This window comes from Streptomyces sp. NPDC001606 (assembly GCF_053596835.1).
The window spans coordinates 1-21,712 of sequence record NZ_JBSFHC010000023.1 but is presented as its reverse complement, the minus strand read 5'-3'; the positions used below and the strand labels follow the sequence as shown (position 1 = coordinate 21,712).

Annotated in this window: 17 protein-coding genes and 1 riboswitch; of the genes, 9 read left to right on the top strand and 8 right to left on the bottom strand. The window is 72.2% G+C overall.

Going from position 1 to position 21,712, the window contains the following annotated elements; translation table 11 throughout:
* Positions 1–76 precede the first annotated feature (76 nt).
* Positions 77–2,074: a DNA helicase RecQ gene (gene recQ / locus ACWCV9_RS32015; protein WP_450791820.1), complete on the top strand. Its 1,998-nt coding sequence runs from the start codon at positions 77–79 to the stop codon at positions 2,072–2,074.
* Between the two features lie 60 nt (positions 2,075–2,134).
* On the opposite strand, the gene ACWCV9_RS32010 is transcribed toward recQ, so the two are convergent.
* Both ACWCV9_RS32010 and fahA read right to left on the bottom strand, forming a co-directional pair.
* Positions 2,135–3,076: a M56 family metallopeptidase gene (locus ACWCV9_RS32010; protein WP_450791819.1), complete on the bottom strand. Its 942-nt coding sequence runs from the start codon at positions 3,074–3,076 to the stop codon at positions 2,135–2,137.
* Between the two features lie 161 nt (positions 3,077–3,237).
* Positions 3,238–4,455, bottom strand: coding sequence for a fumarylacetoacetase (gene fahA / locus ACWCV9_RS32005; protein ID WP_450791818.1), 1,218 nt, complete (start codon positions 4,453–4,455; stop codon positions 3,238–3,240).
* Positions 4,456–4,769: 314 nt separating this feature from the next.
* On the opposite strand from fahA, the gene ACWCV9_RS32000 reads away from it, so the two are divergent.
* From ACWCV9_RS32000 to ACWCV9_RS31990, 3 genes are all read left to right on the top strand, one after another.
* Entirely contained in the window at positions 4,770–6,014 is a 1,245-nt protein-coding gene (locus tag ACWCV9_RS32000) for a carboxylate--amine ligase (protein WP_450792003.1), read from the top strand.
* Between the two features lie 49 nt (positions 6,015–6,063).
* Positions 6,064–7,263 (top strand): FAD-dependent oxidoreductase, encoded by a 1,200-nt coding sequence (locus tag ACWCV9_RS31995; RefSeq protein ID WP_450791816.1) that lies wholly within the window; start codon positions 6,064–6,066, stop codon positions 7,261–7,263.
* Positions 7,264–7,382: 119 nt separating this feature from the next.
* Complete coding sequence (locus ACWCV9_RS31990; protein ID WP_450791814.1) at positions 7,383–8,195, top strand: HAD family hydrolase; 813 nt, start codon at positions 7,383–7,385, stop codon at positions 8,193–8,195.
* A 35-nt stretch (positions 8,196–8,230) separates the two neighbouring features.
* Here ACWCV9_RS31990 and ACWCV9_RS31985 read toward each other — a convergent pair whose 3' ends face one another.
* The gene (locus ACWCV9_RS31985) at positions 8,231–8,719 is read right to left on the bottom strand and encodes a transglycosylase SLT domain-containing protein (protein ID WP_385841826.1); all 489 of its coding nucleotides are present in this window, start codon (positions 8,717–8,719) and stop codon (positions 8,231–8,233) included.
* A gap of 5 nt (positions 8,720–8,724) precedes the next feature.
* Positions 8,725–8,904: riboswitch (cyclic di-AMP (ydaO/yuaA leader) on the bottom strand.
* 532 nt (positions 8,905–9,436) lie between these two features.
* Here ACWCV9_RS31985 and ACWCV9_RS31980 point away from each other — a divergent pair.
* The 4 genes from ACWCV9_RS31980 to ACWCV9_RS31965 all read left to right on the top strand — a co-directional run bounded on the left by ACWCV9_RS31980 (position 9,437) and on the right by ACWCV9_RS31965 (position 13,915).
* Positions 9,437–10,447, top strand: coding sequence for a polyprenyl synthetase family protein (locus ACWCV9_RS31980; protein WP_385841825.1), 1,011 nt, complete (start codon positions 9,437–9,439; stop codon positions 10,445–10,447).
* Positions 10,448–10,707: 260 nt separating this feature from the next.
* A complete protein-coding gene (locus tag ACWCV9_RS31975) occupies positions 10,708–11,907 on the top strand; it encodes a LolA family protein (RefSeq protein ID WP_450791812.1) in 1,200 nt (399 codons plus the stop codon).
* A 78-nt stretch (positions 11,908–11,985) separates the two neighbouring features.
* Positions 11,986–13,014 carry an ABC transporter ATP-binding protein gene (locus ACWCV9_RS31970; RefSeq protein WP_450791810.1) on the top strand — a complete coding sequence of 343 codons (1,029 nt, stop codon included), beginning with the start codon at positions 11,986–11,988 and terminating at the stop codon, positions 13,012–13,014.
* Positions 13,001–13,915 (top strand): ABC transporter permease, encoded by a 915-nt coding sequence (locus tag ACWCV9_RS31965; protein WP_450791808.1) that lies wholly within the window; start codon positions 13,001–13,003, stop codon positions 13,913–13,915. The genes ACWCV9_RS31970 and ACWCV9_RS31965 overlap by 14 nt, the downstream gene beginning before the upstream one ends.
* On the opposite strand, the gene ACWCV9_RS31960 is transcribed toward ACWCV9_RS31965, so the two are convergent.
* Complete coding sequence (locus ACWCV9_RS31960) at positions 13,905–14,519, bottom strand: flavodoxin family protein (RefSeq protein WP_450791806.1); 615 nt, start codon at positions 14,517–14,519, stop codon at positions 13,905–13,907. The two genes, ACWCV9_RS31965 and ACWCV9_RS31960, sit on opposite strands and share 11 nt — an antisense overlap.
* 82 nt (positions 14,520–14,601) lie before the next feature.
* Entirely contained in the window at positions 14,602–15,150 is a 549-nt protein-coding gene (locus tag ACWCV9_RS31955; protein ID WP_450791805.1) for an NUDIX hydrolase, read from the bottom strand.
* Positions 15,151–15,373: 223 nt separating this feature from the next.
* On the opposite strand from ACWCV9_RS31955, the gene ACWCV9_RS31950 reads away from it, so the two are divergent.
* Complete coding sequence (locus ACWCV9_RS31950) at positions 15,374–16,357, top strand: hypothetical protein (RefSeq protein ID WP_450791803.1); 984 nt, start codon at positions 15,374–15,376, stop codon at positions 16,355–16,357.
* A 25-nt stretch (positions 16,358–16,382) separates the two neighbouring features.
* Here ACWCV9_RS31950 and ACWCV9_RS31945 read toward each other — a convergent pair whose 3' ends face one another.
* The 3 genes from ACWCV9_RS31945 to ACWCV9_RS31935 form a co-directional block, all read right to left on the bottom strand.
* Positions 16,383–19,232 (bottom strand): ATP-binding protein, encoded by a 2,850-nt coding sequence (locus ACWCV9_RS31945; RefSeq protein WP_450791801.1) that lies wholly within the window; start codon positions 19,230–19,232, stop codon positions 16,383–16,385.
* 216 nt (positions 19,233–19,448) lie between these two features.
* Positions 19,449–20,399: an EamA family transporter RarD gene (gene rarD / locus ACWCV9_RS31940; RefSeq protein ID WP_385841817.1), complete on the bottom strand. Its 951-nt coding sequence runs from the start codon at positions 20,397–20,399 to the stop codon at positions 19,449–19,451.
* Between the two features lie 128 nt (positions 20,400–20,527).
* The gene (locus ACWCV9_RS31935; RefSeq protein ID WP_450791799.1) at positions 20,528–21,382 is read right to left on the bottom strand and encodes an SDR family oxidoreductase; all 855 of its coding nucleotides are present in this window, start codon (positions 21,380–21,382) and stop codon (positions 20,528–20,530) included.
* Between the last annotated feature and the right edge of the window lie 330 nt (positions 21,383–21,712).

The following is a 21,712-nucleotide window of genomic DNA, read 5'->3' as shown; positions in this document are numbered from 1 at the left end:
GGCTGTCGGTCCGGCCCCCTATCGTTGAGGAAGTGGTCGACGGACGACACACGGGGGACCGGCGGGGGACAGGACGATGGGCGCGACGGGCGGGATCAGCGAGATGCCAAGGGTGACCGAGGGGCCGGGAGCGGCCGCCAGCGAGGCGCTGGCCACACTGCACCGGGTCTTCGGATACGAGGCCTTCCGGGGCGAGCAGGAAGCGATCATCGAGCATGTGGTGGCGGGCGGCGACGCCCTCGTCCTCATGCCGACCGGCGGCGGCAAGTCGCTGTGCTACCAGATCCCCGCCCTGGTCAGGCCCGGTACGGGCATAGTGATCTCCCCGCTGATCGCGCTCATGCAGGACCAGGTGGGCGCCCTGCGCGCCCTCGGTGTGCGGGCCGGCTTCATCAACTCCACCCAGGACTTCGACGAGCGTCGCACGGTCGAAGCCGAGTTCCTGGCCGGCGAGCTGGACCTGCTCTACCTGGCCCCGGAGCGACTGCGTCTGGAGGGCACGCTCGACCTGCTCTCCCGCGGCAAGATCTCCGTCTTCGCGATCGACGAGGCGCACTGCGTGTCCCAGTGGGGCCACGACTTCCGCCCGGACTATCTCACCCTGTCCCTCCTCGGCGAGCGCTGGCCGGACGTCCCGCGGATCGCCCTGACCGCCACGGCCACGCGCGCCACCCACGAGGAGATCACCCAGCGGCTGAACCTGCCGTCGGCCCGCCACTTCGTCGCCAGTTTCGACCGGCCCAACATCCAGTACCGGATCGTCCCCAAGGCCGACCCCAGGAAGCAGCTGCTCGCCTTCCTCCGCGAGGAGCACCCGGGCGACGCCGGCATCGTGTACTGCCTCTCCCGCAACTCGGTGGAGCGCACGGCGGAGTTCCTGACCGCCAACGGCATCGCGGCGGTGCCGTACCACGCGGGCCTGGACGCGGGCACCCGCGCCGCGCACCAGTCCCGGTTCCTGCGCGAGGACGGCCTGGTCGTGGTGGCGACCATCGCCTTCGGCATGGGCATCGACAAGCCGGACGTGCGCTTCGTCGCCCACCTGGACCTGCCCAAGTCGATCGAGGGCTACTACCAGGAGACCGGCCGCGCCGGCCGGGACGGCCTACCCTCCACGGCCTGGATGGCGTACGGCCTCAACGACGTCATCCAGCAGCGCAAGCTGATCCAGTCCGGCGAGGGCGACGAGGCGTTCCGCCGGCGGGCCCAGGCCCACCTCGACGCGATGCTCGCGCTCTGCGAGACCGCCCGCTGCCGCCGCGGCCAGCTGCTCGCCTACTTCGGCCAGGACGCCCCGGCCGCGGACTGCGGCAACTGCGACACCTGCCTCACCCCGCCGGAGACCTGGGACGGCACGATCGCCGCCCAGAAGGCCCTGTCGACGGTGGTACGGCTCCAGCGGGAGCGTGGGCAGAAGTTCGGCGCGATGCAGATCGTGGACATCCTGCTCGGCAAGCGCACCGGCAAGGTGATCCAGTTCGACCACGACCAGCTGTCGGTGTTCGGCATCGGCCAGGACCTCACCGAGGCGGAGTGGCGGGGCGTCATCCGGCAGCTGCTGGCGCAGGGGCTGCTCGCGGTCGAGGGGGAGTACGGCACGCTGGTGCTCACCGAGGCGAGCGGTTCGGTGCTGCGGCGGGAGCGCGAGGTGCCGCTGCGCAAGGAGCCGAAGAAGCCGGCCGTCTCCCGGTCCCGGTCGGGCTCCTCGGGCGGCGACCGCAAGCCGAGAGCCGCCGCGGCCGAGCTGCCCGACGAGCTGCTGCCCGCCTTCGAGGCGCTGCGTGCCTGGCGTGCCGAGCAGGCCCGGGAGCAGGGCGTCCCGGCGTACTTCATCTTCAACGACGCCACCCTGCGGGAGATCGTCACCCGCCGGCCCGGCTCGGTGCGGGAGCTGGGCACGGTGAACGGCGTCGGCGAGAAGAAGCTGGCGACCTACGGGGAGGGCGTCCTCGCGGTGCTGGCGACCCTCGACGGCGCGAACCCGGCCCCGAACCCGGCCGCCGGCCCAGGCCAGGAGGACCACTGGCCCGAGCCGGCCGAGGAACCGGAGCCGGAGCCGGACGACTGGATATAGCGGGCGACTGGACGGAGCTGCCGTTCGCCCGGCCGCACCGCCGCACCGCCGCCCGGCCGGTCAGGCCAGCGTCGTCAGCAGTCCGGGCGCGAAGGTGATCAGGAGGGGCAGCAGCGGCACCAGCGCGGCCACCGTCGTCGTCAGGGCCCGCTGCCGGCGCAGCAGCCGGGGCGGCGGCTCCAGCAGCCGGTCCACGCGTTCGCCGAGCAGCCGGCGGCTGGAGGCGCAGGACAGCACGCCCCGGTGCTGGTTCAGCTCGATCAGCGCGAGGGCGGTCGTCAGATGCCCGCAGCGCCGGGAGGCGGCGTCGTCGGCGGCCAGTTCCACCAGGCGGTGCGTCTGGTCGCAGAAGTGGGCGAAGAGCGGCACGCGCGGAAAGCCGGTGGCGAGCGCGGTGGACAGATGCAGCAGCCAGTCGTGGTGGGCGCGGGCGTGACCCCGCTCGTGGGTCAGGACGGCGTCCAGCTGGTGGTCGGTGAGCCGGTGCAGCGCCCCCGTGGTGACGACGAGCTGAGCCGGGTGCCCGGGCATCCACCAGGCGTCCGGGTACTCGTCCTCCAGCACCAGCATCGGACCGCGCGCCGCGGGCAGCCCGGCCGGCAGCTCGGGGGCGCGTTCGCGCAGTTGCGCCCGGGCCTGGTCGCGGCTGCGACGGGCCTCGACCAGCTCCCGGGCGAGCATCGCGGTCGTCCAGGCGGCCCCGCAGGCCAGCACGACGGTCAGCGCGGTGGCCCACACGGGGGCGGCGGAGAGGTCGTAGGCGGCGGTGACGGAGGGCGGCGCCGGCGCGAACACCCGGTCGCGGACGGTGTGGAAGACGGCCGCCGCGCCCAGCACCAGTGCCGTCAGACAGCACAGCAGGACGGTGGCGACCAGGCACTGCCACACCCACAACGCGACCACGGGTTCCCGCTCGGGCCAGCCGGCGCGGGTCAGCGCGCGCGGTGCCGGGACGGCCGCCGTCAGCGCGACGACACTCAGCAGGAGCAGGCAGACGGTCATGCCGGGGCTCCGGTTCCTGGTCGGAGAGGTGTGCGGATATCGGCGGCGGCGCGCGGGGACGCGCGCCGCTGGGTGGTGCGTGTCCCGTCAGTATGACGGGACACGCGGCACACGTCAGGTGCCCGGGACGAACCGCCGCCGCCCGTGGGCCGGCCGGTGCCTCAGCCCGCCACGATCCGCCCGGTGACGTCGCCGAGGCCCACCCGGGTGCCGTCCGGGCCCGGGGCCCACGCGGACAGGGTCACCACGTCGCCGTCCTCCAGGAACGCCCGCTTGCCGTCGGGGAGTTCGAGGGGGTCGCGGCCGTTCCAGGTCAGTTCCAGCAGGGAGCCGCGCTGGCGCTCCTCGGGCCCGCTGACCGTGCCGGAGCCGTACAGGTCGCCGGTGCGCAGCGAGGCGCCGTTGACCGTCATGTGGGCCAGCTGCTGGGCGGCGGTCCAGTACATGGTGGAGAAGGGGGGTTCGGAGACGACATGGCCGTTGATCGAGACGGACATCCGCAGGTCGTAGCCGCCGGGCTCGATGCCGGGCGCCGAGTCGTCCAGGTAGGGCAGCAGCGGGTGCGTGCGCTCCGGCGGCGCCACGCGCGCGTGTTCCAGCGCCTCCAGCGGGGTGATCCACGCCGACACGGAGGTCGCGAAGGACTTGCCGAGGAACGGGCCGAGCGGGACGTACTCCCAGGCCTGGATGTCCCGCGCGGACCAGTCGTTCAGCAGGCAGAGGCCGAAGACATGGTCCTCGAAGTCGGCCAGTGCGACCGGCCGGCCCAGCTCGGAGGGCATGCCCACGACGAACCCGACCTCGGCCTCGATGTCCAGCCGGACCGACGGTCCGAAGACGGGTGCCGGGTCACCGGGACCCTTGCGCTGCCCGGAGGGCCGTACGACGTCCGTGTCCGAGACGACGATCGTGCCGGAGCGGCCGTGGTAGCCGATCGGCAGGTGCTTCCAGTTGGGCGTGAGGGAGTCCTCGGCGTCCGGGCGGAAGATCTGGCCGACGTTCCTGGCGTGGTTCTCCGAGGCGTAGAAGTCGACGTAGTCCGCCACCTCGACGGGCAGGTGCAGGGTGACCTCGGACAGCGGGTGGAACAGCGGCTCGATCGCCTCCTGGTGGACGGGGTCCGTGATCCAGGAGGTGAGGGCGCGCCGTACGTCCGACCAGGTGGTGCGGCCGGCGGCCAGCAGCGGGTTGAGGGTGGGACGGGCGAGCAGGGAGTGGTACGGCGAGCCGAGCGCGGCGGCCGCGGCGCCCGCGTCGAGGACGTGGTCCCCGAGCCGGACACCGACCCTTCGCTCCGTGCTGCCGGAGGGCGAGAACACGCCATAGGGAAGGTTGTGCGGGCCGAAGGGGTCGCCCTCGGGGACGTCGAAGGGGGGCATGTGGTGCTGCCTCACTCTCATCCGCGCCATGCATGGCGATGCGTTCCATGTGGTTGCGCCACACGTTACGGCCGGGTGGCATGTCTTGGGCAGAGCCCCAGGCCTCCCGGCACGGCGGTGGCGTCCGCGCGCGGTACGACGCTCGGCGCACCGCTCGAAAGGTTGCTCGCACAATGTCTAAAGGGTTCGCAATGTCCGAATGACCCTTGTCGGAGCGGGCAATTCCGGCTTAGCGTCCTTTGGGACACGGACGGGGTGGGTCCGTTCCGTTGGGGGGACACGTGGGGGGACCCGTGGCCAAGACCGCCGTCGGCATGCCGTTCGAGGTCGACCGTGACGTACCGGGACTGATCGTCAAGTTCGGCGACTATCCGCTGCACCACGGCGGTGTGGGGGCCATCCGCAGCCTGGGCCGGCTGGGGGTGCCCATGTACGCCGTCACCGAGGACGCGTACACGCCGGCCGCCGCCTCGCGCTATCTGAAGAAGGCGTTCGTCTGGCCGACGACGGGCGCGGAGGACCCCGGCCACCTGGTCGAGGGCCTGCTGCGCATCGGCCGCCGGATCGGCCGCCCGGCGGTGCTGGTCCCGACGGACGAGGAGGCCGCCGTACTGATCGCCGAGCACCAGCACGAGCTGGCCGGCTCCTTCCTCTTCCCGCGCGTGGACCCCGCGCTGCCCCGCCGGCTCGCCAGCAAACAGGGACTGCACGAACTGTGCGTGGAACACGGTGTCGCGTGCCCGCAGACCGCGTTCCCGCGCTCGTACGACGACATCGCCGCCTTCGCCGACACGGCCCGTTTCCCGGTGGTGGCCAAGAACCGCGAGGCGTTCGTCCGCCGTGAACGCCCCGCGGTGAACGGCACCACGCGGATCGCCACCCGCGCGGGCCTGCTCGGCCTCGCCCGCGACTGGGGCGACGACCCCGGAGTGGTCCTCCAGGAGTATCTGCCGCGCGAGGAGGCCGAGGACTGGATCGTGCACGCCTGCTTCGACCGGGACTCCGCCCCGCTCGCGCTGTTCACCGGGGTGAAGGTCCGCTCCTGGCCGCCGCACGCGGGCATGACGGCGAACGCGTACGTCGTCGACAACCCGGAACTCTCCGACCTCGCCACCCGTTTCATCAAACAGATCGGCTTCAGCGGCATCATCGACCTCGACCTGCGCTTCGACCGGCGCGACGGACAGTACAAGCTCCTCGACTTCAACCCGCGCATGGGCGCCCAGTTCCGGCTCTTCGAGAGCGAGTCGGGGGTGGACGTCGTCCGCGCGATGCACCTGGACCTGACCGGCCGCACCGTTCCGGAGGGGGAACAGCGCACCGGCCACCGTTACATCGTGGAGAACATCGACCTGCCCGCCCTCCTCGCCTACCGCCGCAGCGGCTATACGACGCCGCACGCACCGGCGAGGGCGAGCGGGACCGAACTGGCCTGGTTCGCGGGCGACGACCCGCTGCCGTTCCTCACGATGCTCGCCCGCTTCGTGCGCCCGGGCGCGAAGCACCTCTATCAGCTGTGGCGGACCAACCGCCGCGGCGGCAGCACCTCCACGAAGTAGGCAAGGCCACCGAGGGGTGGCGCACCGCGTCCTGGGGAGGGACTTCGTGATGCGACCGGTTGCAGTCATCGGGGCGGGGCCGTTCGGCCTGTCCACCGCCGCCCATCTACGGGCGCGCGGCATCCCCGCCCGGGTCTTCGGCGACCCCATGGTCAGCTGGCGTGACCACATGCCCGAGGGCATGCTCCTGAAATCGACCCCCGCCGCCTCCAGCTTCCACTGCCCGCAGTCCGGCCACACCCTGGGCGACTACTGCGACGCGGCCGGGATCCGCCGCCTGGTGACCGACGAGGACATCATCCCGGCGGAGACGTTCATCGCCTATGGCGAGTGGTTCCAGCAGCGGCTGGTCCCCGACCTGGAGCGAGTGCGGGTCGTCTCCGTGGACCGGGACAGGAGCGGAGGCTTCGAACTGAAGCTGGACTCGGGGGAGTTGTTCACCGCGCGCGCGGTCGTCGTCGCCACCGGCCTGTCCGGGCTGGCGCATCTGCCCCCGGAACTGGCCGGTGCGGCGGCCGGCGGCCCCGCCCCGGCGGGCCCGGTCTCGCACAGCTCCCAGCACCACGACCTCGGCCGCTTCGCCGGCAAGGAGCTGATCGTGATCGGCGCCGGCCAGTCCGCGCTGGAGACGGCGGCGCTCGCCGCCGAGGCGGGCGCACGGGTGCGCGTGGTCGCGCGCGGCCGCGGCCGGGTCGCCTTCGGCGCCCCGCCCTGGGACCAGCCGAAGCTGCGCCCCGAGTCCCCGTTCGGCCGCGCCTGGTCGCTGTGGGCGCTCAGCTACCACGCGCAGCCCTACCGCCACCTGCCCGAGGCCACCCGCCACTACCTGGTCCGGCGGGTCCTCGGCCCGCTCGGCGCCTGGTGGCTGCGCGAGCGCTTCGAGAGCGCCGTGCAGGTGCGGGAGGTGCAGCGGGTGGTGAGCGCCGAGGCGCCGGACGGCACCCCCGTCCTCACCGTCCGCACCCACGGCGGCCGTACCGAGCGGCTCACCGCCGACCATGTCATCGCCGCGACCGGCTACCGCGTCGACATCGCGGCGATGGACTTCCTCGGCCATGAGCTGCGCACCCGGCTCGCGCTCAGCCGGGGCACGCCCAAGCTCGGTGCCGGCTTCGTCTCCTCCGTACCCGGCCTGTACTTCACCGGCCTGCCGGCGGCGTCCTCGTACGGCCCGGTGATGCGCTTCGTGTGCGGTACGGACTTCGCCTCCCCGCGCCTGGCGAAGCACCTGGCCGCGGCCCACGGCTGAGTTCTGGCCGACGCGGTGCGTCATCGGCGGGAAGACACACACCAGTTGGGGGTGATCAGCACACAAGTGCGCGCTGTGACAGATGAGTCGGCGGGGCGTGGTGTCCGTATTCTCTGATCATGGCACCCTCCCCCGCATATTCACTCATCGCCACCGACCTGGACGGAACCCTGCTGCGCGGTGACGACACCGTCTCCGACCGGTCGCTCGCCGCGCTCGCGCGGGCGGCGCGGGCCGGTGCCCGGCATCTGGTGGTCACGGGCCGCCCGGCCCCGCGGGTACGGTCCCTGCTGGCCGTGCTCGGCTGCACGGGGCTCGCGGTGTGCGGGCAGGGCGCGCAGGTCTACGACGCCGGGGCCGGCCGTCTGGTGTGGTCGGTACGGCTGGACCGGGAGCTGGCCGAGACGGCACTCGGCAAGATCGAGGCGGAGGTGGGACAGGTCTTCGCCGCCGTCGACCAGGACGGGGTGGACGGGCTCACGCTCATCGAGCCCGGGTACCGGATGCCGCATCCGGCCCTGCCCGCGGTCCGGGTCGGCCGGCGCGACGACCTGTGGTCCGCGCCCATCAGCAAGGTGCTGCTGCGCCACGCCACCCTGTCGGACGACGAGCTGGCGGCCACCGCGCGCGCGGTGGTGGGGTCGCTGGCGACGGTCACCATGTCGGGCCCGGGCATGGTGGAGCTACAGCCGCGCGGGGTGACCAAGGCGACCGGGCTGGCGCTGGCCGCTGAGCGGCTCGGCACCGGCGCCGACCGGGCGCTGGCGTTCGGGGACATGCCCAACGACGTCCCGATGTTCGAGTGGGCCGGGCACGGGGTCGCCATGGCCAACGCCCATCCGGAACTGAAGGCGGTGGCCGACGAGGTCACCCTGTCGAACGAGGACGACGGCATCGCCGTCGTCCTCGAAAGACTCTTCCCTACCGACTGACCGGTTCTTCAGTAGGCACCGGCCGGTCGGGGACCTCAGTACGCGCCGAAGACGTTGTCGATGGACCCGTACCGCGCGGCGGCGTAGTTGCAGGCGGCCGTGATGTTCGCGACCGGGTCGTAGGGGTCGAAGGAGGTGCCGGCCACGTGGTAGGCCTGGAAGGTCGGGTCGATGACCTGGAGCAGACCCTTGGACGGGATGCCCGCGGCGGCGTTGGAGTCCCAGAGGTTGATGGCGTTCGGGTTGCCGGAGGACTCCCGCATGACGTTGCGGTAGATGCCGTTGTAGGTGCCCGGAATGCCCTTCTGGGCCATGATCGCGAGCGACTCGCGGATCCAGCCGTCGAGGTTGTTCGGGTACCCGGCGAGCGTGGTGGAGGCCGTGGCGGTCGTGCCGGTGGCGGCGGACGCGGTGGTGGCGCCGATGAGCGGCAGGGCGAGGACGGCGACGCCGGTGCCGGCGACGGCGAGCGCGCGGACCAGGCGGTTGGTGCGGGGACGGCGGGGCTGAGCGGCAGCAGACATGGGGGCGTTCCTCTCCGGCGCCTGCGAGGTGAGCTGTCGGGTTCGGGCGGGGAGGTGCCCGGCCGTGCCCTGGAGGAGGCATGGCTTCACCCCTAGCCGGGCCGGTGCGGCGTGTGCCTTCCGGTCCGGCGGCTTACCTGGGTCCCCCGCTCCTGCCGTACGAATGGGTTCGTGGATGGGTATGCGGGCGGCGGCAGGATTCGGCGTCCGCCCGACGGCCCGGAACGTATGCGAGAGCACATGTCGGGAACAAGTACTGGATTCACACAACGCACTATTTGACCTTGGTCTGCGCCATATGGGGTACTTGATCCTTTGCGGTTGCCAATGCTCAACTCGCTTGCAGAACAAGGAGGAAGCGGGCCTGCGAGGGAGGGGTGCCCGGGACTGGCCGCGTGACCCAATTCACGGAATAGCAAGTCATTCCAAAACGGACATGAGGGATTCAAGGTATTCATTGGATGTAATGGGTGTAATGGATGTAATGGAGTTGCCCGCAGGGCGCGACAAGGCACATGGAGTTCTGTTAAGTCGATAGATGTCCGTTCTTACCATCCGATCGAAACCTTAGTGATCATGATCCGATGCCGACCGGGCTGGACCGGTGGGCGCTATCGGTGATCGAAACAGGACCGGATACGCTGACTCGAGTGATGGCAGCGACCTATCGACAAACCGTGTAATCGCCAGCAGACACCAGCAGACAGGAGACCCCTCGTGACCGTCGTCGGGCCGTTCGGGCTGAGCGTGCGGGACCAGGCTCTGGAAGCCGATGTCCAGGCCGGATTGACGGCTGTCGAGGAAGGCTTGCTCGAGGCCACCAAGAGCGAGGTCCCGTTCATCACGGAGGCCGCACAGCACCTCGTACGAGCCGGCGGGAAGCGGTTCCGGCCACTGCTCGTCATGCTCGCGGCGCAGTTCGGCGACCCCTACGCCCCGGGCGTGGTGCCGTCGGCCGTCGTCGTCGAGCTGACCCATCTGGCCACGCTGTACCACGACGACGTCATGGACGAGGCCGCCGTGCGGCGCGGCGTGGACAGCGCCAACACCCGCTGGGGCAACTCCGTCGCGGTCCTCACCGGCGACTTCCTCTTCGCCCGGGCCTCCCAGATCCTCGCCGACCTGGGCCCCGAGGCGGTCCGGGTCCAGGCCCTCGCGTTCGAACGGCTGGTCACCGGCCAGATCCTGGAGACGGCCGGTCCCTCGGACGGCCGTGACCCGGTCGAGCACTACCTGGACGTGCTCGCCGGCAAGACGGGCTCGCTGGTGGCGGTCTCCTGCCGGTTCGGCGCGATGATGTCCGGCGCCGACGAGACGGTCGTCGACGTCCTCACCCAGTACGGCGAGCGGCTCGGGGTCGCTTTCCAGCTCGCCGACGACGTCCTGGACATCGCCTCCGACTCGCACGAGTCCGGCAAGACCCCGGGCACCGACCTGCGCGAGGGCATTCCGACCCTTCCCGTGCTCCGGCTGCGCGAGCGGGCGGCCCGGCTGGGTCTGCCCGAGGACATCGCGCTGTGCGAGCTGCTCGACTCCGACCTCAGCGACGACGCCCGGCACGCCGAGGTGCTGACCGCGCTGCGCGCCCACCCCGCGCTGGAGCAGGCCCGCCGGGACACGGTGCGGTACGCGGAGGAGGCGCGGGCCGCGCTGTCGCCGCTGCGGGAGTGCGACGCCAAGGCGGCGCTGCTGGAGCTGTGCGACGCGGTGGTCCACCGCGCCGGCTGACGCCCGTTCGGCGGATGCCGTGCGGGCCCTGTCCGAGCCCTGTGCGGGCCCGACCCCTACGGGTTCGAAGCGGTCGCAGCGCCTCCATGTCATACCCCAGGCGTACATGGAGTTGGCTCCGAGGTCTGACGCTTTCTCATGGCCGATTTGGTGAGATGGAAACCACGGAAATCACCACTCCTCACCGATTCGGGTGAGAATGGCGGCTCAGGTGGACCAGCGTGAGGACAGCCGCCGCCGACGACGGAGGTAAGGCACACATGGCACCGTACGAATCCGACGACGCACCGAGCGCTGCGCGGGACGAGGACGCGCGCTCCGGCCGACGCAAGGCCGCCCGGTACGCCGTGCCGGTCGCGGTGGTGGGAGTGGCGGCGGCCACCATCGGGCTGGTCCCGGCGCTCGCCAACTCCGGCGACCCGGACCTGCCCCGGGTCACCGCACAGCAGCTCATCGAGAAGATCGCCAAGTCGGACGTGCAGCAGCTGTCCGGCACCGTGAAGATCAGCACCGACCTCGGCCTGCCGAACCTCGGCGGCCTGGAGAACAGCCTCGCCTCCGGCGCGGGCAAGGGCGACGGCTCCTCCGCCGACCCGCAGGCCAAGCTCACCGAGCTGGTCTCCGGCACGCACACGCTGCGCGTCGCCGCCGACGGCCCCGACCGGCAGAAGCTGTCGCTGCTGGAGACCGGCGCCGAGTACAGCATCATCCACAACGGCCGGGACGTCTGGGGGTACGACAGCCGGAGCAACCAGGTCCACCACAGCACCAAGGCCGCTGACGGCGCCCGGCACGGGGAGCGCGCGGGCGAGCCGCCGGCCACGCCCAAGGACTTCGCCGACCAGGCCCTGAAGGCGGTGGACGACACCACGTCCGTCACCGTCGACGGCACCGCGCAGGTCGCCGGGCGGGACGCCTACAAGCTGCTGATCAAGCCCAGGCAGTCGGGCACCACGGTCGGCGCGATCAGCATCGCCGTCGACGCGAAGACGGGCCTGCCGCTGAAGTTCACGCTGACCCCGAAGAGCGGCGGCGCCGCCGTCGTCGACGTGGGCTTCACCCAGGTCTCCTTCGCCAAGCCGGCCGCCGCCGCCTTCGACTTCACCCCGCCCAAGGGCGCGAAGGTCACCGAGGACAAGCAGGGCCACAAGGCCCGCGAGCACGCTCCGGCGGGCCGGGACTTCGCCCGGGGGTTCGATCCGGCCGAGGTGCTGGGCAAGGGCTGGTCGTCCGTCGCCACCTTCGACACCGGTGCCAAGGGCGGCCTGCCCACCGGCGCCAAGGGCGGTGACCTCGGCGGCTTCCTCGGCACGCTCGGCGACCAGGTCTCCGGGAAGTTCGGCAAGGGCACGGTCTTCTCCACCCGCCTGGTCAACGCGCTGATCACCGACGACGGCAAGGTGTACGCCGGAGCGGTGACCAAGGAGGCCCTGGTGAAGGCGGCCAACGAGGGCAAGTAGGCCCTGCCGGGGGGCGGGGCCGGGCCCCGGGGAGGCGGCCTTCGCCTCCCCGGGCGGGCACGGGACGAGGGGGAGCCGATGGGCGAGCCGTCACAGGACCTGCGCGCTTCAGGGGACACGGACCCACGCGCCGCTGACCCGCCTGTCCCGGACCCGCACGCCGTGGAGGACGCCCCGCCGTATGCCATCGCCACCCGCGGCCTCACCAAGCGCTACCGCGGCGGACAGCTCGCCGTCGACGGCCTGGACCTGACCGTCCCGGCGGGCAGCGTCTTCGGCTTCCTCGGCCCGAACGGCTCCGGCAAGACCACCACCATCCGCATGCTGATGGGCCTGATCGAGCCGACCTCCGGCACGGCCCGGGTACTGGGCCGCCCGATGCCCCGGGCGGCCCGTGCCGTGCTGCCCCAGGTGGGCGCGCTGATCGAGGGCCCCGCGCTGTACGGCTTCCTCTCCGGCCGGGACAACCTGCTGCGTTACGACGCCGCCGACCCGACCGCCGACCCCCGCACCCGGCACGCACGCGTCGCCGCCGCGCTGGACCGGGTGGGTCTCACCGCCGCGTCCGGCAAGAAGGCGAGGGCCTACTCGCTCGGCATGAAGCAGCGCCTGGGACTGGCCGCCGCCCTGCTCCAGCCGCGCCGGCTGCTCGTCCTGGACGAGCCGACCAACGGCCTCGACCCGCAGGGCATGCGCGAGATCCGCACCTTGGTCCGGGAGTTGGCCGCCGACGGCACCACCGTGTTCCTCTCCTCGCACCTGCTCGACGAGATCGAGCAGGTCTGCACCCACGCGGCGGTCATGACGCAGGGCCGGCTCGTCGTGCAGGGCTCGGTGGCCGAGCTGGCGGCCGGGGCGCGCGGGCGGCTGGCGGTGACCACTCCGGACCCGGCCGAGGCGGCCCGGGTGCTCAAGGAGCTGGGGCTGGCGGACGTCACCACCGACGGCGACCGGGTCACCGGGGAACCACCCGCGCGGGACCTCGCCGAGGTGAACGCGGCCCTGGTCGCGGCCGGCATAAGAGTGCGCGGCTTCACGCTCGAACGGGCCTCGCTGGAGGACGCGTTCGTGGCGCTGACCGGGGAGGGCTTCGATGTCACGGGCTGAGACCCTTCCGGGCGGGGCTGAGACGCTGCCGGGCGCACCCCCGCCCCCGGCCGCTCGCCGCCCCAGCCCGCTCTGGACTCTCGGTCTGCTCCGCAGTGAGCTGTTCACCACCGTCCGGCGCTGGCGCACGCTCGCGCTGCTCGGGGTGCTGGCCGCGGTGCCGGTGCTGATCGGGATCGCGGTGAAGATCGAGACGCGCGGCGGGGTGGGCGGCGACCACCGGGCGGGCGGCCCGGCGTTCATCACGCAGGTCACCAACAACGGCCTGTTCCTGGTGTTCACGGCGCTGGCCGCGACCCTGCCGTTCTTTCTGCCGATGGCCGTCGGTGTCGTCGCGGGCGACGCGATAGCGGGCGAGGCGGGCGCGGGCACCCTGCGCTATCTGCTGGTCGCCCCGGCCGGCCGGACCCGTCTGCTGCTCACCAAGTACGCGACCGTGCTGGCCTTCTGTCTGCTGGCCACGCTGGTGGTCGCGGTCTCGGCGCTGCTGGTCGGCGCGTTGCTGTTCCCGCTCGGCGAGCTGACGACCATATCGGGCACCCGGATCGGCTTCGCCGAGGGACTCGGCCGGGCCCTGCTGATCGCCCTGGTCGTGGCCGCCTCACTGGTCGGGGTGGCGGCGCTCGGCCTGTTCGTGTCGACCCTCACCAACAGCGGCATAGCGGCGATGGCGACCACCGTGGGGCTCCTGATCACCGTGCAGATCCTCGACCAGATACCCCAGCTGCACGCCGTGCAGCCGTACCTCTTCTCGCACTACTGGCTGTCCTTCGCCGACCTGATACGCGACCCCGTCTACTGGGACGACCTGATGAACAACCTCGGCCTCCAGGCCCTGTACGCGGCCGTGTTCGGCTCGGCGGCCTGGGCCCGGTTCACGACGAAGGACATCAGCGCGTAGTCGTGGGCGGTTCCCCGGCCGTCTCGTGCGGGTAGCGCGCGAAGGGTGCCTCCCGGTCGAAGAACGTCTTCGCGCGGGCCAGCGCCTCGGTGTCCTTCAGTACGTCACCGGGTGCGGTGCCGTTGCCGAGCAGCACCCCGCCGAACCGCATGCCCATGTAGGCGGCGGAGTTGTTGAGCGTGCCGATGTAGGGATCGGCGACGGACGGTTCCTCCGCCGCCAGGGCGGCGATGCCCCAGAGGGTGCGGCCGGCCAGGGTCGCCCGGAAGTCCGCGCCGGGCGTGCGCAGCCAGCCCGACCAGTAGTCCAGGTAGCGCTTGGTGAGGCCGGACACCGAGTACCAGTACAGCGGCGAGGCGATCACGATGTCGGTGGCCGCGAGGGTGGCGTCCAGCAGCAGGGCCTCCGTGCTGTCGGACGGCGGCTGCGCGTGGTCGCTGCCGTGCCGCAGGTCCGCGAAGTCGGGCAGCGGATGCTCGGCGAGCCGTATCCACTGCTGCTCGACATCCGCCGGCAGCTGTTCGGCGGCCGCGCGGGCCAGCAGCTCGGTGTTGCCCTCGGCACGGGCACTGCCCAGCACGAACAGGAAACGGCGTGTGGTCATGACTACCCCCAGGGATCACCGGCGGACGGGCACTGCGCAACACAATGCACCTGCATTATATGCACACGCAAGAGAATAGTGCTCAGGTGGAAGACCCGTCACCGGAACCACTGCCGAGCAGCAACGCCATGACACCGACCAGCGTCGCGCTGCTGACGATCTCCCGGCGGGCGATCATCGCGGGCACCCGGGAGAGCGGGATCCACTCCATCCGGTCGGACTCGTTGCGCTCGGTCGGGGCACCGATCCGCCGGGCGTCGTCCGTGCGGAACACGAAATGCCGGGCGTCGGTGATACCGGCGGCGGGCTCCGCGTACACCAGCTCCCGCAGCGATCCCGGGCGCCAGCCCGTCTCCTCCTCCAGCTCCCGCGCGGCCGCCCGCACCGGCTCCTCACCGTCCTCGACCAGGCCCATCGGCAACTCCCACGCCCAGGTGTCCGTGACGAACCGGTGCCGCCACAGCATCAGGACCCGCCGCTGCCCGTCGACGGCGGCCGTCACCGCGACATCCCGCAACCGCACCACGTGGTAGTCGACCCGGGCGCCGTCGGGCTGCTCGACGTCGAGCGACCGCAGACGCACCCAGGGCGTGTCGTATACCGCCCGTTCCCCGTGAACCGTCCACCGCACCACAAACCCCTCCTCGCACCAACGCAGTTGCCGCTGGCTCCCCGAGATCACGGCGAGCGGCATGACCACCATGAACAGCAACCCTCGCGCAGGCGGGACGGCCCGGCATCTGGGACGAGGCTGTGACGTCGCGGTGACGCGTGAGCCGTACCGAGGGGACAGACTGGTGAGTACGACACGAGGGGTACGACCGGATCGCACGGCGGGGGAGAGAGGCACACCGATGGCCCGACTCAGCTTCGAGAAGAAGCGGGCACTACAGCCCGTGGCGCACCCGGCGGCGGTGGCCGTCCGGGTGTTCGGCGCGGGCGACGCGTCGGTGGGCGGCACATCGGTCATGGCGGCCCCCGGGGAGGACATCCAGCAGGCCGTCCTGAACCACCTCCAGCGCCTGGCCATCAGCCTGGGCGCCCCGATACACGCCACCATCCAGGACGACGTCGCCGGCTGCGTGGTTCCCCTGGAGGTCTCGGCGGACGGATCCAGCAGGGTGGCGGGGGAGCCGACGCGGGTGGCGCCGCCGGTACGGCCGCAGAAGCCCGCGGAAGAGTCCGCCCCCGCCCCGGTGATGTCCGCCCCGGCACCGGCAGCCCCCGTCCCGGTGATGTCCGCCCCGGCACCGGCAGCCCCCGAAGCGGAGTCCGTCCTCCCCGACTACACGACCACCCACACCCCTCCCCGCGGATTCGACGCCGTCGCCGAGGAGATGCTGGGCGACGGCCCGCTGACCGAGACCGCGGAGGGCGCCGAGCTGCTGGGCGAGCCGATCGCGCGGATCAACGAGGCCGTGCGGGAAGGGCGTATCGAGCTGGCGGTGGACCTCGTGGACCGTACCGTCGAAGAGGCGACGGCGGCGCTGGGCCCGCACCACGCCGAGGTGCTGCACCTGCGCGAACTCACCGCCTACATCGCCTACCTGGCGGGCGACCCGGTCCGCGCCTTCCGCCTCTCCCTCGACCTCGCCCGCCAGCGCCGGCAGGCGCGGGACGCGGAGGCGGCCTACGGCAATGTGCAGAGCGCGGCGATGGCGTGGCGTGCGGTACGCGACCCCGAGGTGGGGCTGCGGCTCGGCCACGACCTCATCGACCTCTGGACGCACCTCGCCGCGGAGCCCGGCCCCGCCGCCGAAGACCTTCACCCCCTGGACTCGGCCCGCGCCCGCATGATCCGCCTGACGGACAGGGCGGCCCGGCTGGCAAAGCCATAACCGGCGCCCACCGGCCGGCGGTCGGTCACGCGCCGCCCTCGGGGGGTTGGTGGGTGCGGAAGAGGCGGACCCAGGGAAGGGTTTTGCGTTGCCAGGCTTCCCGGGCGACGTGGGTGAAGACGCAGGCCTGGTAGTCGGCGGCAGCCGTGGGCTCGCTGGTTGCTGCGGGGAGGGGGACCCGGTCCGCGATGTCGCCGATCCAGGTGGCCGTCGACTGCCACCAGGTCGCCTGTTCCTGCTTGGACTTGGGGTAGGAGGTGACGCGCTGCCGCAGTTCCTTGCCGTCCTCCGGCCAGACCGCCGTCGCCGCACGGGAGCGGAAGAGGCAGCGGTGCCGGCAGCCCTCGCACTCCGGGAAGGGGGCGAGGGCGTCCTCGATCGACGGGTGGGCCGCGGCGATCGAGCGGAACCGGGCGGAGAGTTCGGCGGGAGTGGCCAGGGGCGCCCGCGGGACACCCGCCTCGCGGGCCGCCGCCGCGCGCACGTCCGGGACCGCGACCAGGGCCGGGCGGTCCAGCCGGTCGTGGTGGACGAAGGCCTGGAACGGCTCCAGGGTGGCCGCGTACCGCTCCTGGTCGGCGGAGAACCGCATGGTGCCGCCGATGAGTTCCCGGTCGGCCGCGGCCGGCAGCCGGTGCATCACCTTCAGGTTGGTGTTCTTGTAGGCGTCCTCCACCAGCTTGCCCGGCACCTGCTCGACGATCACGATGCTCTCGCCGTACTTCCGGTTCTCCGCCAGGGTGTTGGCGAAGGCCTGGGCGGCGCGGGCCTGGGCGTTGCCCTCCTTGCTGTCACCGGACTGGCCCGCGGGCCGGCCGAGCAGACGGTGCGCCTCCTCGATCACCGTGACATGGGCGAGGGAGCCGCCGGCCCGGTTGGCCTTGTAGTGCTCGGTCATCGACTGGAGGATCAGCGCGGTGATCAGCGACTGCTCCTTCTCGTTGTCACCGACCGCCGCCAGCTCCACCACCACCGGACGGTTCAGCAGCTCGGTCACCGGGTACGACCGGGCCACGTCCAGCGTGCTCCCGCAGGCGCCCTCGGCCAGCGCCTCGGCCCGCAGCCGCGACGCCGCGATGATGTTGTCCCGGACCTCGCCCGAGTAGTCGAGCGCCTCGCACTGCCGGCGCATCTCGGCGATGAAGTCCCGCAGTGTGGGCCACTCCTGAGCGGAGTCCGCGATGTCCGTCGGGACGATGCCCTTGCGGGCGTACGTGGCACGCAGCGCGCGGTTGTAGATGTTCGGCAGCGGGTCCCACAGGCCGAACGCCGCGTCGAAGCAGGCCATGAGCCCGGCGATATGGGTGCTGATACGGACGCCGGCCGGCACCTCGAAGGGGTTCAGCCGGAACGGCGCCGTGGTCTCGTCGCCGACCGTCAGGACCAGCAGGTCCTCGAAGCCGGGGCGGGTGGCCAGCCAGCGGTAGTCGTCCAGGTCGGAGTTGACCGGTTCGAGGACGAGGAAGGGCACCGCGTGGTCGCGCCAGATCTGTTCGCAGAAGGCCAGGGTGGTGTTGGTCTTGCCCGAGCCGGTGGTGCCGACGAAGAGGGCGTGCCGGGTCAGGTCGCCCAGGGCGATGCCCAGCGGGCCGGCCGGGGTGTCGTTGACGAGCTGGCGGCCCAGGGTGAGCGACGGGCCCGACGCCTGGTACACCGTCTCGCCGGCCAGGCCCGGCCGCCGTACCGGGAAGCCGGCCATATGCCCGTTCACGGCGAGCGGGAGCCGGAAGGCGGCGCTGGCCTCCCGGGCGTCGACCAGTTCGGCGAGCAGCCGCAGCGGAGGGGAGAGCGGCTCGGGCAGCCGCCAGGCATGGTCGCCGCCCCAGCGGGCCTGTTCCAGGGTGGTCAGGGCGTGCCAGGCGCCCGGCAGCTCCGCGGGGGTGGGGCGGATCACGGTGTGCGCGGGGCCGGTGAACGTCTCGGTGAGCACCCCCTGCTCACGGGCCAGCTCCTGCGGTGAGATCGTCGCGCCGGCCAGTTCCGCCAGCGACTCGGGCAGCGGGGCGGGGGAGGCCAGGGCGATACGGGTGCGGAAGGCGCGGTCGGTGTAGCGGCGCGCGGCGTCCGCGTAGATCCGGGAGGCGTCGACGGCGAAGGCGTCCGCGGCGAGCTGGGCGCCCGGCGACCACAGGCCGTCCGGCAGCTGGCCGGGGGTGCCGAGTCTGCCGTACTGGGTGGCGATCCGGTGCAGCAGCGGGCCCAGGTCGTCCGGTACGACGTACGGCTCCAGGCCGATGGTCAGCAGCACCGGGTGCGGGTGCTCGGCCAGCGCCCGCCACAGCGCGTCCCACGGTGGCGCGGAGGCGGTGAAGGGCTGCGGCGAGAGGTAGTAGCGGACGCCCGCGTCGGGGCGGTTGGGCAGGCCCGTGCGGTACCGCTTGCGGATCTCGGCCAGGCCCGAGTACGGCTCCGGGGTGAACGGCGTCAGCAGACGCGCCACCTCGGCCGGGTCCTCGACCGGGCTGGCGCTCACATGGCGCGGCAGCGTGGCCAGCCGGCCGCGCAGGGCGAGCGCGGCGGCCTCCGCGGCGGCCGGGGTGGGCGCCTGGACCCGGCCGAGCAGCGCGCAGGAGATCCGGTGCTCCGCCGGGTCGGTGAGATAGCGCAGTTCGAGCCGCTCGCCGTGGCTGGTGTTCCACTGCCCGCTCAGCCAGGCGGTCTCGGCCGCGACCGCCTTGATGCGGCGTTCCGTCTCCGTCAGCGCCGCGTACTCCGCCGTCTCGGTGAGGTCGGCGGCCGCGTCGATGCGCACCGCGACCCAGGCCCATGTGGTCGGGCCCGCGGAGACGGTCAGCACGCCGGGCGCCGGCGGCACGCCCGGTGCCGATCCGGTGGCCGCCCAGTCGGCGGTGCCTCCCGCCGGTGCGTTGACCATCGCCCCGTCCCCCGATTTCCGTGATCGCCGCTGCGTTGTCGCCCTGATTCCGGGGCAGTTGGCCCCTGCGACCAGGCGATTGATCACGATAGTGCATGGGTCCGACAAGCCGACCGGGCTGTGGAAAAGCAGCCCAACGGGCTGTGGAAAAGAGGAGAGACCGGGCGGGGGAAGCAGGGGGAGACCAGGTTGTGGTCCCCCTGGGAGCAGCCCTGGCTAGGCGTCCACCGGTGCCGCGTCCGCCCGGGGCGCGGTGGGGACGGCGAGCGGGGGCGCCGGGCGGCGCGCGGCGCGCCACGCGTCGCCGGTCAGCAGGAGCAGCGCCGCCCAGACCAGGGCGAACCCCGCCCACCGCACGGGGGGCATGTCCTCGTGGAAGTACAGGACGCCCAGCGCGAACTGGAAGACGGGCGCCAGGTACTGGAGCAGCCCGAGTGTGGACAGTGGCACCCGGATCGCGGCCGCGCCGAAGCAGACCAGGGGGAGCGCGGTGACCAGGCCGCTGGAGGCGAGCAGGGCCGCGTGGCCGGGGCTGCCGTTCAGGAAGCTGGAGTCGCCGTGCGCGCCGAGCCAGACCAGGTAGCCGAGCGCGGGGAGGAACTGGATCGCGGTCTCGGCGGCCAGCGACTCGACACCGCCGAGTCCGACCCGCTTCTTCACCAGCCCGTAGGTGGCGAAGGAGAAGGCGAGGCAGAGGGAGATCCACGGCGGGCGGCCGTAGCCGATGGTGAGGATGACGACGGCGGCGAGGCCTGTCCCGACCGCCGCCCACTGTATGGGCCGCAGCCGCTCCTTCAGCAGCAGGACGCCCATCGCGATGGTGACCAGCGGGTTGGTGAAGTAGCCGAGGGAGGTCTCGACCACATGGCCGGCGTTCACGGCCCAGATGTAGACGCCCCAGTTGACGGAGATGACGGTGGCGGCCACCGCGACCAGTGCGAGCCGGCGCGGCTGGCGCAGCAGCTCACCGGCCCAGGCCCAGCGCCGTACGAAGAGCAGGGCCGCGGCGACGAAGAGCAGGGACCACACCATGCGGTGGGCGAGGATCTCCAGCGCGCCCGCGGGCTTCAGCAGGGGCCAGAACAGGGGGACCAGCCCCCACATCCCATAGGCGGCGAAGCCGTTCAGCAGACCTGTACGGTGCTCGCTCTTCGACTTCCCGGCCACAGGGCCCCCTCTCGCGTCCTCGCGTGCCCCGTCGTCGGCACGCGGGAACGACGGTAGCGCCGAGCACCCCCCGCTGTCATGCCCGTATCGGCATACGGTCATGACAGCCGGGGGGTGCCGGAAAGGGGTCAGGCCTTGAGCGCGGCGGCGATCGACTCGGCGATCGGGGTGGTCGGCCGGCCGATCAGACGGGCGAGGTCGCCGCTGGTGACGACCAGCTCGCCCTTCTCGATGGAGGCGTCGGTGTCGGCCAGGGCCACGGCCAGCGGCTCGGGCAGCCCGGCGCCGGTGAGGATGCCGGTGAGGGCCTCGACGGAGACCGGGGTGTAGACGATCTCCCGGCCGGTCTGCCGGCTCAGCTCGGCCGCGTACTCGGCGAAGCTCCACGACTCGTCGCCGCCCAGCTCGTACGTCGCGTTCTCGTGCCCCTCGCCGGCCAGTACGGCGACGGCGGCGGCCGCGTAGTCGGCGCGGGAGGCCGAGGAGACACGGCCGTCACCGGCGGCCTGGACGACCGCGTCGTGCGCCAGCACGGGGGCCAGGTTCTCGGTGTAGTTCTCGTGGTACCAGCCGTTGCGCAGCAGGACGTACGGCAGCCCGGAGGCGAGGATCGCCCGTTCGGTGCCGCGGTGCGTGTCGGCGAGTGCGCTCGTCAGGGTGCCCGGTGCGCTGGTGTAGGCGAGGAGCGCGACCCCGGCCGCCTTGGCGGCGTCGATGACGACCTGGTGCTGGGCCACCCGGTCCTTGTCGATCTCGCTGCCGGAGATGAGCAGCACCCGGTCGCCGGCGGCGAACACGCCGGCGAAGGTCTCGGGGCGGTCGTAGTCCGCGACGGCCAGCCGCACTCCGCGCGCGGCGAGCGCCGCGCCCTTCGCCTCGTCGCGTACGACGGCGGTGATCCGGTCGGCCGGGACGCGCTCCAGCAGGCCTTCGATGACGTGCTTGCCGAGCTGTCCGGTGGCTCCGGTGACGACGATGCTCATGGTGCTGACTCCTTGCGGGGGTGGTGGCCTGTCGGCCCGTGCCGATGCACTCACTCTACGAGGGGCGCTAACCATTTGAAAGTACCCACTTTGAAGTAAGGTACTGGCATAGCAGTAAGTATGCGAAAGAGCGTCAAAATGGACGACGTGTTCGGCGCCCGCAGCGCCTACGACGAAGCCCGGGAGCAGCAGCGCTCCCGGGCTCCGTGACAGCGAACGGCAGGGTCAGCCGACGACCGTCCAGGTGTCGCCGCCTGCCAGGAGTGCGGCGAGGTCGCCCTTGCCGTGTTGTTCGACGGCGGTGTCGAGTTGGTCGGCCATGGCGGTGTC